The sequence below is a fragment of the Pradoshia sp. Z6_59 genome (assembly GCF_058267515.1).
Genome location: NZ_JBZCPP010000005.1, coordinates 201,824 through 219,499 on the forward strand (window position 1 = coordinate 201,824; position 17,676 = coordinate 219,499).

18 protein-coding genes are annotated in these 17,676 nt (G+C 42.4%); all 18 read left to right on the forward strand.

Annotation, left to right across the window (positions count from 1 at the left end; genetic code table 11):
• The first annotated feature begins 42 nt into the window (after positions 1-42).
• The 18 genes from atpD (at position 43) to spoIID (ending at position 17,596) form a co-directional block, all read left to right on the forward strand.
• Positions 43-1,464, forward strand: coding sequence for a F0F1 ATP synthase subunit beta (atpD, locus tag AC4D4B_RS07675; protein ID WP_066109291.1), 1,422 nt, complete (start codon positions 43-45; stop codon positions 1,462-1,464).
• A gap of 28 nt (positions 1,465-1,492) precedes the next feature.
• Positions 1,493-1,900 (forward strand): F0F1 ATP synthase subunit epsilon, encoded by a 408-nt coding sequence (locus AC4D4B_RS07680; protein WP_066109289.1) that lies wholly within the window; start codon positions 1,493-1,495, stop codon positions 1,898-1,900.
• A gap of 550 nt (positions 1,901-2,450) precedes the next feature.
• Positions 2,451-2,831: an NADH-quinone oxidoreductase subunit A gene (locus AC4D4B_RS07685; RefSeq protein WP_066109283.1), complete on the forward strand. Its 381-nt coding sequence runs from the start codon at positions 2,451-2,453 to the stop codon at positions 2,829-2,831.
• The gene (locus AC4D4B_RS07690; protein ID WP_066109280.1) at positions 2,822-3,334 is read left to right on the forward strand and encodes a NuoB/complex I 20 kDa subunit family protein; all 513 of its coding nucleotides are present in this window, start codon (positions 2,822-2,824) and stop codon (positions 3,332-3,334) included. The genes AC4D4B_RS07685 and AC4D4B_RS07690 overlap by 10 nt, the downstream gene beginning before the upstream one ends.
• Positions 3,335-4,840 carry an NADH-quinone oxidoreductase subunit C gene (locus tag AC4D4B_RS07695; protein ID WP_490999578.1) on the forward strand — a complete coding sequence of 502 codons (1,506 nt, stop codon included), beginning with the start codon at positions 3,335-3,337 and terminating at the stop codon, positions 4,838-4,840.
• 6 nt (positions 4,841-4,846) lie between these two features.
• Positions 4,847-5,947, forward strand: coding sequence for an NADH-quinone oxidoreductase subunit D (locus AC4D4B_RS07700; protein ID WP_490999579.1), 1,101 nt, complete (start codon positions 4,847-4,849; stop codon positions 5,945-5,947).
• Positions 5,947-6,948 (forward strand): NADH-quinone oxidoreductase subunit NuoH, encoded by a 1,002-nt coding sequence (gene nuoH / locus AC4D4B_RS07705; RefSeq protein WP_490999580.1) that lies wholly within the window; start codon positions 5,947-5,949, stop codon positions 6,946-6,948. The genes AC4D4B_RS07700 and nuoH overlap by 1 nt, the downstream gene beginning before the upstream one ends.
• A gap of 31 nt (positions 6,949-6,979) precedes the next feature.
• Complete coding sequence (gene nuoI, locus AC4D4B_RS07710; RefSeq protein WP_490995036.1) at positions 6,980-7,396, forward strand: NADH-quinone oxidoreductase subunit NuoI; 417 nt, start codon at positions 6,980-6,982, stop codon at positions 7,394-7,396.
• A gap of 11 nt (positions 7,397-7,407) precedes the next feature.
• The gene (locus tag AC4D4B_RS07715; protein ID WP_490999581.1) at positions 7,408-7,950 is read left to right on the forward strand and encodes an NADH-quinone oxidoreductase subunit J; all 543 of its coding nucleotides are present in this window, start codon (positions 7,408-7,410) and stop codon (positions 7,948-7,950) included.
• Positions 7,947-8,261, forward strand: coding sequence for an NADH-quinone oxidoreductase subunit NuoK (gene nuoK, locus AC4D4B_RS07720; RefSeq protein ID WP_066103278.1), 315 nt, complete (start codon positions 7,947-7,949; stop codon positions 8,259-8,261). The genes AC4D4B_RS07715 and nuoK overlap by 4 nt, the downstream gene beginning before the upstream one ends.
• Before the next feature lie 65 nt (positions 8,262-8,326).
• Entirely contained in the window at positions 8,327-10,192 is a 1,866-nt protein-coding gene (gene nuoL, locus AC4D4B_RS07725; RefSeq protein ID WP_490999582.1) for an NADH-quinone oxidoreductase subunit L, read from the forward strand.
• Entirely contained in the window at positions 10,189-11,709 is a 1,521-nt protein-coding gene (locus tag AC4D4B_RS07730) for an NADH-quinone oxidoreductase subunit M (protein ID WP_490999583.1), read from the forward strand. The genes nuoL and AC4D4B_RS07730 overlap by 4 nt, the downstream gene beginning before the upstream one ends.
• A gap of 3 nt (positions 11,710-11,712) precedes the next feature.
• Complete coding sequence (gene nuoN, locus AC4D4B_RS07735) at positions 11,713-13,233, forward strand: NADH-quinone oxidoreductase subunit NuoN (protein ID WP_490999584.1); 1,521 nt, start codon at positions 11,713-11,715, stop codon at positions 13,231-13,233.
• A gap of 308 nt (positions 13,234-13,541) precedes the next feature.
• Complete coding sequence (locus tag AC4D4B_RS07740; protein WP_066103265.1) at positions 13,542-13,775, forward strand: DUF1146 family protein; 234 nt, start codon at positions 13,542-13,544, stop codon at positions 13,773-13,775.
• Between the two features lie 87 nt (positions 13,776-13,862).
• Positions 13,863-14,573: a YwmB family TATA-box binding protein gene (locus tag AC4D4B_RS07745; protein ID WP_490999585.1), complete on the forward strand. Its 711-nt coding sequence runs from the start codon at positions 13,863-13,865 to the stop codon at positions 14,571-14,573.
• A 32-nt stretch (positions 14,574-14,605) separates the two neighbouring features.
• Entirely contained in the window at positions 14,606-15,907 is a 1,302-nt protein-coding gene (gene murA, locus AC4D4B_RS07750) for a UDP-N-acetylglucosamine 1-carboxyvinyltransferase (RefSeq protein ID WP_490995030.1), read from the forward strand.
• 384 nt (positions 15,908-16,291) lie between these two features.
• Positions 16,292-16,465, forward strand: coding sequence for a hypothetical protein (locus AC4D4B_RS07755; RefSeq protein WP_490995029.1), 174 nt, complete (start codon positions 16,292-16,294; stop codon positions 16,463-16,465).
• Between the two features lie 102 nt (positions 16,466-16,567).
• A complete protein-coding gene (gene spoIID / locus AC4D4B_RS07760) occupies positions 16,568-17,596 on the forward strand; it encodes a stage II sporulation protein D (RefSeq protein ID WP_490999586.1) in 1,029 nt (342 codons plus the stop codon).
• The last annotated feature ends 80 nt before the right edge of the window (positions 17,597-17,676 follow it).

The following is a 17,676-nucleotide window of genomic DNA, read 5'->3' on the forward strand; positions in this document are numbered from 1 at the left end:
TTCGAACATTCACACGGCATAGAGTAAATAGGAGGGAATGGAATGAACATAGGACGCGTTACTCAAGTCATGGGTCCGGTTGTCGACGTTAGATTTGAAAACGGCAAACTACCTGAGATCTATAACGCTCTGAAGATCAACATTTCCAAAGGAGCGCCTGCTGATGAGGCAGAATACCTTACTTTGGAAGTTGCTCTTCACTTAGGCGATGATACGGTTCGTACGATTGCAATGGCTTCTACAGACGGATTAGTCCGTAATGCAGAAGTAATCGATACAGGAGCACCAATTTCTGTACCGGTTGGAGACATAACACTTGGTCGTGTATTCAACGTGTTAGGTGAAAAAATTGATTTAGATGCTCCTTTAGAAGGCAACTATCAAAAAGATCCAATCCACAGAGAAGCTCCAAAATTTGAAGAGTTATCTACTGAAGTTGAGATCCTTGAAACAGGTATCAAAGTAGTAGACTTACTTGCACCTTACATCAAAGGTGGAAAAATCGGATTGTTCGGTGGTGCCGGTGTAGGTAAAACTGTATTAATCCAAGAATTAATCAACAATATCGCCCAAGAACACGGTGGTATCTCCGTATTCGCAGGTGTTGGAGAACGTACTCGTGAAGGAAATGACCTTTACCACGAAATGACTGACTCCGGTGTTATCAAGAAAACAGCCATGGTCTTCGGACAAATGAATGAACCGCCTGGTGCACGTATGCGTGTTGCCTTGACAGGTTTGACAATGGCTGAGTATTTCCGTGATGCACAAGGTCAGGACGTACTTTTCTTCATCGATAACATCTTCCGTTTCACACAAGCCGGTTCAGAGGTTTCTGCCCTGCTTGGACGTATGCCATCTGCCGTTGGTTACCAACCAACATTGGCTACAGAAATGGGTCAATTACAAGAACGTATTACATCCACTAACGTGGGATCTGTTACATCTATTCAAGCAATTTACGTACCAGCCGATGACTACACGGATCCGGCTCCGGCTACAACATTTGCCCACTTAGATGCAACAACAAACCTTGAGCGTAAACTTTCTGAAATGGGTATTTACCCAGCGGTGGATCCGTTGGCATCTACTTCCCGTGCGCTATCTCCTGAAATCGTAGGAGAAGAACACTATGAAGTTGCCCGTAGCGTTCAATCTACATTACAACGTTACAGAGAGTTGCAAGATATTATCGCCATTCTAGGTATGGATGAATTGGGAGAAGAAGATAAATTAGTTGTTGCCCGTGCACGACGTATTCAAAACTTCTTATCTCAAAACTTCCACGTAGCTGAACAGTTTACTGGTCAAAAAGGTTCTTATGTACCAGTTAAAGAAACTGTTAGAGGCTTCAAAGAAATCCTTGATGGTAAATACGACAACCTTCCTGAAGATGCATTCCGCCTAGTTGGACGCATTGAAGATGTTGTAGAAAAAGCTAAGCAAATGGGCGTTGAGGCTTAACCGAAGGATCTTATAGGAGGGCACATATATGAGAACGATTAAAGTTTCTGTAGTTACTCCTGGCGGTCCTGTGTTGGATGAAGAAGTAGAAATGGTCAGTACGAAAGCAAAAACGGGGGAACTTGGTATTCTTGCCGGACATATTCCAATGGTAGCTCCACTTGATATCGGTTCCGTTCGTTTAAAAACGGGTAACAATACAGAATGGGTTGCTGTATCCGGTGGATTCATGGAAGTCAACGGTGAAGAAGTAACCATACTCGCACAGTCAGCTGAACGTGCTGAAGATATTGATACTGCTCGCGCCAAACAGGCTAAAGCACGTGCTGAAAGACGACTTCAAGACAGACAAGTTGAAATTGATGCACATCGTGCCGAATTGGCACTTAAGCGTGCTTTAAACCGTCTAGATATTGCTGAACAAAGACAACGTTAAACTGTTGAATAAACTCCAGGGGAGAGGGGCCCCTGGAGTTTTTTTGTACATAACTGGGCAAATGGGAAATATATATAGGATATGAGGATGAAGGAATGGGACTAGAGATATGAGGGTGGCTTTTTTCTTGGCTGGTGGGAGGTCGGTCATAGGTCGGTGGTAGATCGGTGAAAGATGGGTAATAGGTAGGCGAAAGGTGGGGGAAAGAAGCTATGAGGCAGCTATCAGGCACCTATGCCCCGCCTATACCGGGGTAAAGGCCGGTCATAGGTGTGTGAAAGGTGGGGGAAAGGAGCTATGGGGTAGCTATCAGGCACCTATGCCCCGTCTATACCGGGGTAAAGGCCGGTCATAGGTGTGTGAAAGGTCGTAGAAAGCTCTGCTATCAACTACCTATGCGACTCCTATCCCCCAACTATCGAATAAAAATTAAGATAAAAGTGGTATGACCAAAATCTCCATATCATATCGACACGTATATATCAGAGTGTTATAATGTATACGGTTACATATTGAATATTTAGAAAATTTTAGTGGGGAAAATGGGGGGATGAGATTGGCATCACTACATTGGTATCAGAACAATTATATAATCGTTCTGGTTTTTTTATGCCTTGGAATATTGCTTCCAATTGTAGCATTGTCTTTGGGGAAGTTATTAAGACCTCACAAACCTACCGACGCAAAAGGTACAACTTACGAAAGTGGCTTGGAGCCCTTTCATGATTCAAGGGTTCAATTTAATGTACGTTATTATATCTTTGCCTTGCTGTTTGTTTTATTTGATGTAGAGACCGTATTTCTTTATCCATGGGCGGTAGCCTATGAAAAATTAGGCGTATTTGCATTAATAGAAATGCTGATTTTTGTGTTGATGCTTGTACTTGGATTACTCTATGCCTGGAAAAAGAAGGTGCTGAAATGGAATTAAAATTAGAAGAGCTCTCTCCAAGGGAGAAGGATGAACTGCAACGTACGATATTTTTGGCCACTTTGGAACAGGTAAAAGGATGGGCGAGAGGAAACTCCTTATGGCCACTTACATTTGGACTGGCATGCTGTGCCATTGAAATGATGGCTGTTGGTTCCTCACATTATGATGTGGATCGATTTGGTTCCTTTTTTCGTACATCTCCACGTCAATCAGACGTCATGATTGTTTCAGGGACTGTTACAAAGAAAATGGCTCCTATTTTAAGAAGACTGTATGACCAAATGCCTGAACCAAAATGGGTCATCGCGATGGGTTCCTGTGCTACCGCAGGAGGTCCATATGTGCGTTCCTACAGTGTAGTGAAGGGAGTCGACCAAATAGTGCCGGTTGATGTCTATATACCAGGATGTCCTCCCAATCCTGCAGCCCTCATATATGGGATTAATAAATTGAAGGAAAAGATTAAATATGAGGCGAAAACTGGGAAGAAGGTGTTGTAGTTGAGCGAAAAAGACTTATCCCAGCAAAAGAAAGAGGCAGCAGCCAAGGCGAAGGAAGCAGCCAAACAAAAGCTTGCTGAAAAGCAATCCTCCGAGCAATCACCTAAAGCAGATTCCCATCAAGATAAAGATGATATCGCTCTCGCCAAAGCAAAAGCAGCAGCGGCAGCCAAAGCAAAGGCAGCTGCAATAGCGAAGATAAAACGAACAGAGGGGGAAGCAAACACTGAATCCTCCACACCGCCAGAGGAAACAGAAAAAGAAAAAGCGATCGCTCTCGCCAAAGCAAAAGCAGCAGCCGCAGCCAAGGCAAAGGCTGCTGCAATAGCGAAACAAAAACGAACAGAGGGAGAAGCAAACTCTGAATCTACCAAACCACCAGAGGAAACAGAAAAGGAAAAAGCGATCGCCCTCGCGAAAGCAAAAGCAGCAGCCGCAGCCAAGGCAAAGGCGGCCGCATTAGCGAAGAAAAAACGAACAGATGGAGAAGCAAACTCCGAATCAACCACATCGCCAGAGGAAACAGAAAAAGAAAAAGTGATCGCCCTCGCGAAAGCAAAAGCAGTAGCCGCAGCCAAGGCAAAGGCAGCCGCATTAGCGAAGAAAAAACGAACAGAGGGAGAAGCAAACTCTAAATCTACCAAACCACCAGAGGAAACAGAAAAGGAAAAAGCGATCGCCCTCGCGAAAGCAAAAGCAGCAGCAGCGGCCAAGGCAAAGGCGGCCGCACTAGCGAAGCAAAAACGGACAGAGGGAGAAGCGCAATCTGAATCCACCAAAGAAAAAGCGATCGCCCTTGCAAAAGCAAAAGCAGCCGCTGCAGCCAAGGCAAAGGCGGCCGCATTAGCGAAGAAAAAACGAACAGAGGGAGAAGCAACCTCTGAATCTACCACTCCACCAGAGGAAACAGAAAAAGAAAAAGCCAAAGCAATTGCAGTAGCAAAGGCAAAAGCTGCGGCAGCAGCCAAGGCGAAAGCAAAGCTTGCCGAAAAAACACCCGTACCTGCATCAGAAGAAGCTCCATCTCCAAATCAATCCCTGCTTGATACCTATCGAACGATACTAGAAACCAATATTGGTCCTGATATTTTGGAAGATGCCTATATTAATAGGCTTTCTAAAGATGTACTAACGATTGTTTTAAAAAAGGAAGCATACTATCGAACTCTCGAATTTTTACGGAAAAATGAGCAATTGAAGTTTAACTACTTATCTGAGATTCACGGAACAGACTTTGTCACCCATTTCGAGGTATATTTATATTTGTATTCATTTCCATATCAGCGTGAAATTGTCATTAAGGTCAAGGTGGATCGCGAACAGCCAGAGCTGGAATCTGTCGTGCCGTTATGGATAGGTGCAAATTGGGCAGAGTCGGAAATATATGATTTGCTGGGCATAACGTTTACAGGCCATCCGAGCTTAGAGCGAATACTACTCGGGGAAGACTGGGTTGGTCATCCACTGCGTAAGGATTATGAGCAGTATGATGATGTGGAGGTGTAGGAGGGCATGATTCGAACGGAAGAAATGCTTTTGAATGTAGGGCCGCAGCATCCAAGTACACATGGAGTTTTGCGGATTGTCGTCAAAATTGATGGAGAAATCATTACTGAAGCGAAACCGGTTATTGGCTATTTACATAGAGGAACGGAAAAGCTGGCGGAGAACCTGCAATACACTCAAATTATCCCCTACACCGACCGGCTTGATTATTTATCTGCCATGACCAATAACTACGTGCTCTGCCATGCAGTCGAAACAATGATGAAGATTGAAGTGCCGGATCGGGCTGAGTATTTAAGGGTCATGGCCATGGAACTGGGGCGGATATCGAGCCATCTTGTGGCATGGGGGACATTCGTGCTGGATTTGGGAGCGACCAGTCCATTTATCTACGCATTCAGGGAAAGAGAAATGATTCTTAATTTCCTGAATGAGCTATCTGGTGCCCGACTGACATTTAATTATATGCGTGTTGGTGGTGTGAAGTGGGATGCACCGGATGGATGGATTCAAAAGGTTGCTGAATTTATTCCATATATGCGCGAACAGCTTCAGGGCTACCGACAACTGGTAAGCGGAAATGAGATCTTTTTGACAAGGGTAAAGGGCATAGGAATTTACTCGGCGGAAGATGCGATTGCTTATTCATTGAGCGGTCCAAACTTAAGGTGTACAGGTGTGAAACAGGATTTACGAAAAACGGCCCCTTATTCGATTTATGACCGTTTTGATTTTAAAATAGTTACACGTGAAACAGGGGATGTGTTATCCAGATATGAAATTCGTCTGGATGAAATTGAAGAATCCTTAAAAATTCTTGAGCAATGTATCGAACAATTTCCGTCTGATGGGCCTGTTATGGCTAAGGTTCCAAAAATCATAAAGCCGCCAAAAGGGGATGCGTACGTCCGAATTGAATCACCAAGAGGAGAAATCGGTTGTTACATAGCGAGCGAGGGAAAAAAGGAACCGTACCGTCTTAAATTCAGGCGCCCGTCTTTTTACAATCTGCAAATTTTGCCGAAGCTATTAAAGGGAGAAAATATCTCCAATCTGGTTGCAATATTGGGTGCAATTGATATTGTCCTTGGGGAGGTTGATGGGTAATGATTCAAAATTTACTTACATCAACTCCGAGCTGGAGTTCATTTGCAGTTTTTGCTGGTTCAGCAATTGTACTCATGTTCGTCATACTGGGATTTGTGACATTTGCTATTTTAGCAGAGCGAAAGGTTATGGGGTATATGCAGCTGCGCCATGGGCCCAATCAGCTTGGGGGGGAATGGGGCTTACTCCAGACAGTAGCAGATGTCCTCAAATTGCTGCTTAAGGAAGATACGATTCCGGATCAGGCCGATAAACCGTTGTTTAAATTGGCCCCCTTTATTGCGTTTGCACCCGCGATGGTTGTTGTAGCTACATTACCATTCACAGAAGCTCTGCAATTTGCGGATTTGGGTGTGGGATTGCTTTATTATATTGCAGTATCTGGGGTCAGCACAGTCGGGATATTGGCAGCCGGGTGGGCTTCCAATAATAAATATTCCTTAATGGGCGGGATGCGTGCGGGTGCGCAAATGATTTCCTATGAGGTACCGCTCGTCATGTCTGTGATAGGGATTGTTCTCTTAACAGGCAGCTTAAATTTAAATGATATTGTAGAATCCCAGGCCGGTGTTTGGAATATTATCCGCCAGCCAATTGCGTTTGTAGTCTTTCTGATAGCGGCAGTAGCGGAATTAAATCGCGTTCCTTTTGATTTATCCGAGGCTGAATCGGAGCTGGTAGCAGGATTTCATGTTGAATATTCGGGGTTTAGATGGGCATTTTTTATGCTATCAGAATATGTGTACATGTTTGCGATGGCGACACTGACGGTAATCCTGTTTTTTGGAGGGTGGCAGCCTCTCCCGTTCCTTGATTGGATTCCAGGTGCCGTTTGGTTCAGCTTGAAATGGTTTGCGGTCACGTTTTTCCTAGTTTGGATTCGTGTGACGTTCCCACGTTTACGAGCAGATCATTTAATGGAGTTTGGCTGGAAGGTGTTATTGCCGGTTGCCCTGCTAAATATCTTTGTAACAGCATTACTCATAAAAATAATAGCCTAAGATAGAGAGAGTAATAGAGGGAGGGAGAAAAATGTTCGGTTTAGCTAAGGGACTGAAGTACACGCTGAAGAATTTATCTCGTGAAAAAGTGACCTACGATTATCCAAATGAGTCGATTATGGTACCAGATCGTTTCCGCGGCATTCAAAAATTTTATCCCGAAAAATGCATTGTATGTAATCAATGTATGAATATTTGTCCAACAGATTGTATTCATCTGACAGGTAAAAAACACCCTGACTCTACTAAAAAAGGCAAAATTATCGACACCTATGATATTAATTTTGAGATTTGTATTTTATGTGATTTATGCACAGAGGTTTGTCCGACCGAAGCCATTGTGATGACAAATAATTTTGAACTGGCTGAGTATAGCCGGGATGAATTATTTAAGAATTTAGAGTGGCTTGATGAAAATGACGAAAACATTCGAAAGGAAAATCAATAATGAGTGGAGAAATGGCAGCATTCATTGTGCTGGGATTAATAGCAATCTGCGGCGCTGTGCTGATGATCCATCTAACCAAGGTCATGCATATGATGGTGTCACTTGTGTTTACCTTTATCAGCATTGCCGGAATCTATGTGTTACTGTCAGCAGAGTTTGTGGCGGTAGTCCAAATCATGATTTATTCTGGAGCAATCACAATCATTATGCTTTTTGGAATTATGCTGACCAATCACCGCGACCCAAGTGTAACGAAGGCAGGCATTTGGAGGAAAGCCTTTGTCCTAATAGGAATTCTGGGCTTTGCAGGTGCAGTCTATGCAGGCATCTACAATTTAAACTTTGCAGAAACTGTCAATACAGCAGGCGGCGAGACCGATCTGGTCAGTCAATCGAGCACCTTACATTTAAATAATACAGAGAAAATCGGGATTGCTATTTATACGAAATTTGTAATTCCATTTGAGCTTGTATCCGTATTGCTGCTGGTTGCCTTGGTAGGTGCCGTAGTATTGGCGAAAAAAGATGATCAGAAGGAGGGGGAGGAGAAATGACTTCAGTTCCGCTTCCTGCTTATTTAACACTGGCGTTGACGTTATTTTGTATTGGGCTTTATGGTGCTCTGACAAAGCGAAATATCATTATTGTCCTCGTATCGATTGAATTAATGCTTAATGCGGTGAATATCAATCTAGTTGCTTTCAGTAAGCTTGGACCGGCCCCTGCCATAACCGGTCAGGTATTTGCTTTGTTTGCGATTGCAGTGGCAGCTGCCGAGGCTGCAGTAGGACTGGCGATTTTATTTTCACTTTATCGGAATCGCAAGACTGTCAATATAGATGAAATGGATACATTGAAAAATTAACGTCAATGGATAACACGAATTGAAGAGGGAACTGCTGCTCTTCAATCATAAGGGGAAATGTTTATATGATGAAGCTTGTATGGGTCATTCCTCTTTTCCCGCTCCTGTCATTTGTTCTTCTGCTTGTGGCTGGAAAGAGGCTGAAGGCTTCGAGTGCATACGTAGGGATTGGCTTCACGTTACTTACCTTCCTTTTCTCCCTGCTGGTTCTTATTGGCCGCCTTCAATCACCTGACTATCATGCTGTAGTGGATTGGCTAAGAATTGGTGAGACAAGAGTGACAATGGGAGTAGAGGTAAACCAATTAAATGCGTTGATGCTGGTGATTGTTTCACTTGTTAGCTTGCTTGTACATATTTATTCAATTGGGTATATGCATGGCGATGGAAGAGTGCCCGTTTTCTTTGCTTACCTGGGGCTGTTTACATTTGCCATGCTCGGTTTGGTGGTTTCACCGAATCTCCTGCAGCTCTATATCTTTTGGGAATTAGTCGGGTTAGGATCATTCCTGTTGATTGGATTTTACTTTTATAAGGATGCTGCTAAACGCGCAGCGAAAAAAGCATTTATTATGACCAGAATTGGAGATATCGGACTTTTAATCGGCATTATCCTCTTATTCTGGAAAACAGGCAGCTTTGAGTATGAGGCAATTTTCTCAGCTGTAGAAAATGGAGTCCTGACTTCAGGCTGGGTCACGGCCACAGCGCTGTTGATTTTTATTGGCGCTATCGGGAAATCTGGCCAGTTTCCATTACATACATGGCTTCCTGACGCGATGGAAGGTCCGACTCCCGTATCGGCATTAATCCATGCCGCTACCATGGTGGCGGCCGGCGTCTATTTAGTTGCAACGATGTTTCCACTGTTTGCAGCGAGTGAAACAGCCATGCTGACTGTAGCGATTGTTGGCGCATTTACAGCCATCTTTGCTGCTGCAATTGCCACAGTCCAAAAGGATATTAAACGAATCTTGGCTTACTCGACGGTCAGCCAGCTTGGCTATATGATGCTGGCGCTTGGGACAGCAGGCTATGTGGCCGGTGTCTTCCATTTAACGACACATGCATTTTTTAAGGCACTATTGTTCCTGGCAGCCGGCAGTGTGATACATGCTGTTCACACTCAAAATATTGACGAGATGGGTGGTTTGTGGAAAAAATTACGGCGAACTGGTCCACTGTTTTTAATCGGGACATTGGCCTTAACCGGACTTCCACTTCTATCAGGATTCTTTAGTAAGGATGAGATTCTTGTATCTGTTTGGGAGAGCGGCCATATCGTCCTATTTGTGGTTGCCTTACTAACATCCATATTAACGGCTTTTTATATGTTCCGCCTGTTCTTTATCGTATTCTGGGGACCATCACGGAATGAAACAAAGGGTGTGCAGGAATCACCTGGTTCCATGACAGCTCCGATGATGATACTTGCAGTACTTTCCATCTTTGCAGGCTATGTAAACACCCCTTGGTTTGGAACGTTTCTTGGAGATTGGCTGGCTGATGGGAACCGATATCTGGACCATGCACATATAGAGGGGCCAGTTTGGATACCTATTGCGGCAACACTTGCCTTTTTAGTTGGAAGCGGAACCGCCTGGCTGATCTATGGTAAAAGAAATCGTGTCAGTGTGGAGGAGGATATTCCGGGGCCATTTTATCAAATACTTGCAAATAAATTTTATATCGATGAAATTTACGAGTATACGATTGTGCGAATGGTGAAGGGTATCGGAATGATGATCTCCTGGGTTGGAAAATATATCCTGCAGGGAATTATGTCATCTGTTTCTTACGTGATCAATTTAGGCGCAACTAAAGGTGCTGATGCTCATAATGGTCAAATGCAGATATACGGGACAATTGCTCTGATTGGCCTGGCTGCCGTACTTGTGATCTTTGCGTGGACAGGAGGGTACGTCAGATGAATCCATATATTCTTAGTTTGCTGGTTTTCTCCCCTTTGTTAGGGATAGCCGGATTGCTGTTTGTTTCGAAAAACAATGAAAAGGCACTGAAACGATTAGGTATTCTGGGGACCATTTCGCCTGTGATTCTTACAATCTACCTATATAGTGAATATATATCTGGCACAAAATTTACGGTGTTTTCGGTTTTTCATAAGTGGTTTCAATTAGGAGGCGGGGGAGTTAGGCAAAGCCAATTATATGCCGTACCCTTTGAACTGAGCCTGAATGGAATTTCCCTAGTGATGGTCATTCTCACAGCAATTTTAACAACATTGGCAGCATTAGCCTCTGTTCTTCAAATAAAAAAAGAGTGGAAGGGTTATTTTATTCTCCTTCTCTTATTAGAGGTTGGTATGCTGGGTGTCTTCCTATCTCAGAACCTGATTTTATTCTTCCTCTTCTTTGAGGTTACCTTGGTGGCCATGTTCTTCTTGATTGGGAAATGGGGTTACTTTGACAAAGAAAAAGCTGCATTTAGCTTCTTGATTTATAACGGCTTGGGATCTGCCATCCTCTTGTTTGTCATCATGGTGCTTTTTGCGAGAACCGGCACAGCTAATATTGAGATATTGGGGCAAATCTTATCAGTTGGCGGGCAGACGCTGCTTGCCCCAATCAGTACAGAATTGAAATATGTCCTCTTTGCAGGGATTGTCATTGCATTTGGAATCAAGCTGCCGATTTTTCCGTTCCATTCCTGGATGCTGAAAGTCCATGTACAGGCACCGCCGGCAATTGTTATACTGCATGCCGGAGTATTATTGAAGATTGGTGCGTATGGGTTAATCAGATTTGGAATGGGATTGTTTCCAGGTGAGTTTAAAGAGCTGGCATTTTGGATTGCTTTGCTTGGCGTCATTAATTTCTTATATGGTGCTTGGCTCGCTTTGCAACAAACGGATTTCAAGCTCGTGCTGGCCTATTCCTCAATCTCTCATATGGGAATTGTCCTTATGGGACTGGGGGCATTAAATACAGCAGGGATTCAGGGAGCTTTATTTCAGGTTGTATCTCATGGCTTGATCGCCGCCTTGCTTTTTCTACTGGTTGGCTTTCTTTATGAAAGAGTCGGCACTACAAATATAAAAGAGCTGGGTGGATTGGCTAAATCTATTCCGATTTTCTCCGGAATTTTACTGGCAGGAGGGATGGCTTCACTCGGATTGCCGGGGATGTCCGGTTTTATCAGTGAATTCATGGCGTTTATGGGATTGTTTAAGACTGAACCAATCCTTGCTGCCGTTGGCACTTTAGGAATTGTATTGACGGCTGTTTACGTGCTGCGTGCCGTTCTGAATATGACATTTGGAGCGCCAAAGAACGAGTTATCCATAGCCGATTTAAGACCGAACGAAGCGGTACTGGCATCTGTATTACTCGGTTTTATTATTTTGATCGGCGTCTGCCCTGTCATCCTGGAAGGACCGCTTCAGGCTGAAATTGCTGACATGATGACAGGGATAGGGGGTGACTAAGATATGGATATGGAAACATTACTGTCGATGAACTGGAATTTAATGATACCTGAATTTATAATCCTTGGTGCTGCGATTATCCTCTCTGTATTGGATTTATGCATGCCTAAACAATTTGGAAGAAAGGTTCTAGGCTGGTTTGCTTTTGGTAGTATCGCGCTAGCCATCATTTCTTTACTTGGCTTAATTCCATTGGAGGCAGGGTCGATTTTGTATGATACGTTCCGATTGGACGCCTTTGCCAAAGCGTTTAAGCTAATTCTTTTAATTGGGTCAGCCTTTGTCATGGTGCTGGCTGTGGTACATAAACCGAGAGCTGGAATGCAGCCGTATCAGGCAGAATTTTATTATTTACTTTTAACCGCTTTATTAGGTGCCATGATCATGACATCAAGCGGAGATTTAATTACATTGTTTGTGGGGCTAGAGCTTTTGTCCATTTCATCCTATATTCTGGCTGGAATGCAGAAAAATAATCGAAAATCAGCCGAAGCCTCAATGAAGTATGTGGTCAATGGGGGAATCTCAACAGCCATCATCCTGTTTGCACTGAGTTATATGTATGGTGTGAGCGGGACGACAAATATATTCGAAATTGGAACTATATTTGCCACCCAAGAAAACTCGCAGCTTCAATATATTGCTGGACTATCCTTCTTTATTTTCGTAATCGGGATGTCCTTCAAGCAGGCAACTGTACCATTCCATATGTGGGCACCTGATGTATATGAAGGATCGCCGACGCCGGTAACTGCCTTCTTGAGTATCGTCTCAAAAGCAGCAGGCTTTGCGCTTTTACTTCGTATCGTCGTTACCGTGTTTTTAACAGCGACAATGGATGATATCGGATTTCTATCGATTTTTACAGCTAATCAAAACTATCTGGCTGTCCTGGCAAGTATAACGATGATTGCCGGAAATCTGATTGCATTAAAGCAAAAGAATCTGAAACGGATGCTTGCTTATTCAAGCATTGCCCATGCAGGATATTTGCTTGCTGCGGTTACGGCCTTTGGAGAATATACGATTGAATCGGTCTGGTACTATTTTGCTGCGTATACCCTAATGATGACCGGAGCCTTTGCCATCATCCAATACTTGGCGGAAGATAGGAAGATTGGGGACGAGGATCAATATATGATGGCCGGCCTATATAAAAGATCACCATTTTTGGCGGTCTCCATGTGTATTTTCATTCTCTCCATGGCAGGAATTCCTGGTACGGCAGGATTCATCGCAAAGCTGAATATTTTCATGAACCTTTTTGCAAAGGAACAAGGCCATTATATACTGGCGGCAATCATGCTGGTAACTACCGTAATTTCCTATATCTATTACTTCAGCATCATCGTCCATCTATTTATGAGACCGAAGGAAGAAACAAAGGGGAAGCTGAATATATCAGTTATCCATTATGTAATCGGAATTTGTGCAGGGGGGTCGATCCTGTTCGGATTATTCCCTCATTATCTGCTAGATTTCTTCCATCAGAATTTCACGGATATATATCAAATGTTAAAATAGATTTACAGAGCCAGGAGGCAAGATACCTCCTGGCTCTTTATTTGTTTTCTTTGTAAAGAAAACTTAATAATTACCATTAAATTGTGAAGAAGTGAATATAGCTATTAACAGGTGTTATGTTGTAAAATAATAATATGCGTGCCTAATTATGTCTGTTTATTACATTATTTGATAGAATCCGTCTATTTTCATATGATTTAGAGTATTTTTGTTAGAAAATGTCGATAATTTATAGAAAAAGAGGAACGGCCCTTCTAAATATGGTACACTGAATTCGTATATCTTTAGTTTTGAAAGGAAAAAAGACCATGAATTCATTCGGAATGCAAGCTTTACTCAGTATTGTAAGTCATTTATTTTTTATAGCTGTTACATGGTGGGCATTACAAGCGCTGCACTTTGATAAGCTGCTGAGAGCAGGAAGAGTATTTCAGGCGAGAGTGCTGTATATATTGTTGACCATCACTATCGGTTCAGCAGTCAGCGGTTTTTTTCTTGATTACTGGAGTTATGCTCAGCAATTAACGAATCTCTTTAATTAACCGTAGCTGTCAGAAAGTGACGAACGGATTTCAGTATGCATATGATTCCCTAAGGTAAAACTAAAGCAATAGGGGAGAGTGGCGTACATGAAAAAAGTGATTCTTTCAATAATTGTTGGTTTGATGATTTTATATGTGGGGAATAAAACGACAGAAGCATTGGCTAAAAACGACTTGCTAATGATTGCAGAGGGAATAAAGCGTGTCGATCCAGCAGCAGAAATAACGGATTGGATTGTTTTGGCCCGAGCAAGTGTTGATAATCAATTTTCTGAAGTGGCGGCTGACATACAGACTGAATATACCAATTATGTTTGGAGCGAAGATTCCAGCAGCAACGGAAAAACATTGGTTGGTACATATCTGAATGAAAAGTTGAATATTACCTCAAAGATTAAAATCATGTCCAGTGATTCACAAAAAACAGTCCTAATTACCAGTATAGAAGGGACTGAGTGGACACGTGGACAAGTTGATTTTATCCAAAACTGGCTAAAAAATGGGACAAAGGTCATGTTTAAGGACCCCCCTCACTATTTCTCTTGTATCAAAGGGATAACCGGTGCTAATATGGATAAGGTTCTACTAAAAAACTGGATGAATGAATATGAAGCTAAGTCAATGGAAAGTGCAATAGAGAGCAATTTTATTTCTGTTGCTGCAAAAAGCAATCAATTTAAGAATATGATGACCAATGGAATGAACCTCCAACTGGCCTTTCGAGATATGAGAGAGGATCAAAAGAACAGTGGGACACAGTTTACCATTGGCACACCGATAATAGCATTTGAATACTAATATAGAGATATTGAACGCGGAGGGGAATAACTTTGGAAAAAATCATTGTCCGCGGCGGAAACAGGTTAGAAGGTACAGTTCGTGTAGAGGGTGCAAAAAACGCCGTTTTACCTGTATTAGCTGCAACATTATTAGCAAGTGAAGGAAAAAGCGTTCTTAAAGACGTTCCGGAGCTATCCGATGTATATACAATTAATGAAGTAATCCGAAATTTAAATACAGAAGTTACTTTTAGCAATAATACTGTAACAGTGGATGCCTCAAAGCCATTAGCAGAAGAAGCGCCGTTCGAATACGTTCGTAAAATGCGTGCTTCAGTCCTTGTAATGGGATCTTTATTGGCTAGGAACGGAAAAGCTCGCGTCGCTTTACCTGGCGGCTGTGCAATTGGTTCACGTCCAATTGATCAGCATCTAAAGGGATTTGAAGCAATGGGCGCTAAAGTAAGAGTCGGCAACGGTTTTATCGAAGCTGAGGTTGATGGTCGTCTTAAAGGTGCAAAAATCTATTTGGATTTCCCAAGTGTGGGAGCTACTGAAAACATCATGATGGCTGCTGCATTGGCAGATGGTGTCACTGTATTAGATAACTGTGCAAAAGAACCTGAAATTGTTGACCTGGCTAACTATTTGAATAAAATGGGTGCGAAGGTTAAGGGTGCAGGAACAGCTACAATCCGTATTGAGGGTGTAGAGAAGCTGTATGGTACTGAACATTACATTATTCCTGACCGTATTGAAGCTGGAACTTTCATGGTTGCTGCTGCAATTACAGGCGGAAATGTATTGGTACAAGGTGCAGTAATGGAGCACTTATCCTCTCTTGTGGCTAAAATGGAAGAGATGGGTATTACAATCAAGGAAGAAAAAGATGGCCTGCGTGTAATCGGGTCAGACAGCATGAAAGCAGTAGATATCAAAACAATGCCGCATCCAGGATTCCCGACTGATATGCAATCTCAAATGATGGCATTGTTGTTACGTGCCAATGGAACGAGCATGATTACTGAAACGGTCTTCGAAAACCGCTTCATGCATGTAGAAGAATTCCGTCGTATGAACGCTGATATTAAAATTGATGGCCGTTCTGTTATTATTTCTGGAGAAGCAAATCTTCAGGGAGCTGAAGTAGCAGCTACAGATCTGCGCGCAGCAGCAGCCTTGATTTTATCCGGCCTTGTTGCTGACGGTGTCACTCGAGTAACAGAGCTTAAGCACTTGGATCGTGGATACGTTAATTTCCATGGTAAACTTGCTGCTCTTGGTGCTGATATCGAGCGTATTAATGAATCCTCTGAGCAGGAAGAATCTACAGTTATTGCGGAAAACGCATAAATTCTAGAGAGTTTAAAGCCAGGCAGAAATGTCTGGCTTTTTCGTTTTCACAAAAAACGACGGCTATTTAGTGGTTACCCATTGTATAAACCTCAACTATTATTGAGTTACCCACAGGTATATAAACAAATTAACAACAAGTTATACACAATTGTAATAGGTTTATCAACAGGGTTATCCACATAAGTGGGTGTAAAAACAGGTCTTCAAGATTTTAAACCTTTATTTCTCAGGTTTTTTAACAGATTTTAATAAAAACAATGATCATTCACTAGTTATCCACAACTTTATACACAATTCCATCACTTTTGGGGAAAACTCACTAAATAATCTGAAATTTTGTTAGACTATAATTGATAAAATAAAGGAAAGGAGATTTTTAGTTTGAAAGACATAAGCGTATCGACCATAATAAAAATTATTTTAATCGTTTGCTTAGCGATTTTGATCTTTAAGGTAGCTAAGATCTTATTTGATGTTTTATTGTTTGGAATCATTCTATATATTTTATTTAGTCTTTACAGAAACTATGAAAAGAAAAAGAAGAATCATTCATGATAAATAGTTTGCCCCTCTTAACGATTTATAGACATATTCATATAAGAGAATTCATACATATGAAGTGTTGGACAGTTAACTGAATAGAGGGGAGACTACTATATGAAGCATTGGAAACCGATTATTTTTGCCATTAGTCTTGTTGCAGCCGTTACTATTATGATTCCCACACTCCTGGTCGCACCTTTTAATGATGAAGATGAAGCGGAGGCTGAGCAGCACGTGTTAAGGGAACCAAAACAAAAACAGCAGCCGGAGAAAAAGGCGGAGATACAAACTACCATTCAAGTGTACAGAAACATTCATAAGACCGTGGAAGCTGTAGATTTGGAGGAATACGTAGCTGGTGTGGTTGCAGCTGAAATGCCTGCTAATTTCGAGCTAGAGGCATTAAAGGCTCAAGCTCTGACAGCCAGAACGTTTATCGTAAAGGCACTAACAGCTACAACGAAGAAGGAAATACCAAAGGGCGCCGATATAACCGATACTGTGAATGATCAGGTTTATTTAAATGATAAAGAGTTAAAAGCTGCCTGGGGAAATAAATATCAAACGAATATGCAAAAGATTAAAGAGGCCGTTTCCGCAACGAAAGGGCAGCTTTTAACCTATAAGGAAGAACTAATTACTCCCTCTTTCTTCTCCACCAGCAATGGGTACACCGAGAACTCAGAAGATTACTGGCCGAACGCACTTCCATACCTGCGCAGTGTGGCCAGTCCCTGGGATGAGAAATCCCCAAAATATTTAAGCGAAACAACGTTATCGTTATCAGAGTTTGAACGTCTCCTAAATGTGAAGGTTGCGAGTAAAGAGGATGTTGGCAAGATCATTAGCCGAACAGAAGGAAATCGAATTGGCGAAATCGAGATCGGCGGTAAACGTCTCACTGGTAAAAAGGTAAGAGAGCAGCTTGGCCTTAAATCAAGTGATTTCTCCTGGTACAAAAAGGGCGACCAGGTTGTAATCACGACAAAGGGCTACGGTCATGGAGTAGGAATGAGCCAGTATGGAGCGAACGGAATGGCACAGTCAGGCAAATCCTATAAGGACATCATCTCTTACTATTATAAGGATGTAAAAATATCACAGGCAACAGCCTACCTACCTACTTATACAGCGAAGAAGTGAGTCAAGCAGGTTCACATTGTAATTGGTGAGGAAACGATTTGTTTCCTCGCCTTTTTTGGTTTCTTTGGGAGGAATTGAAG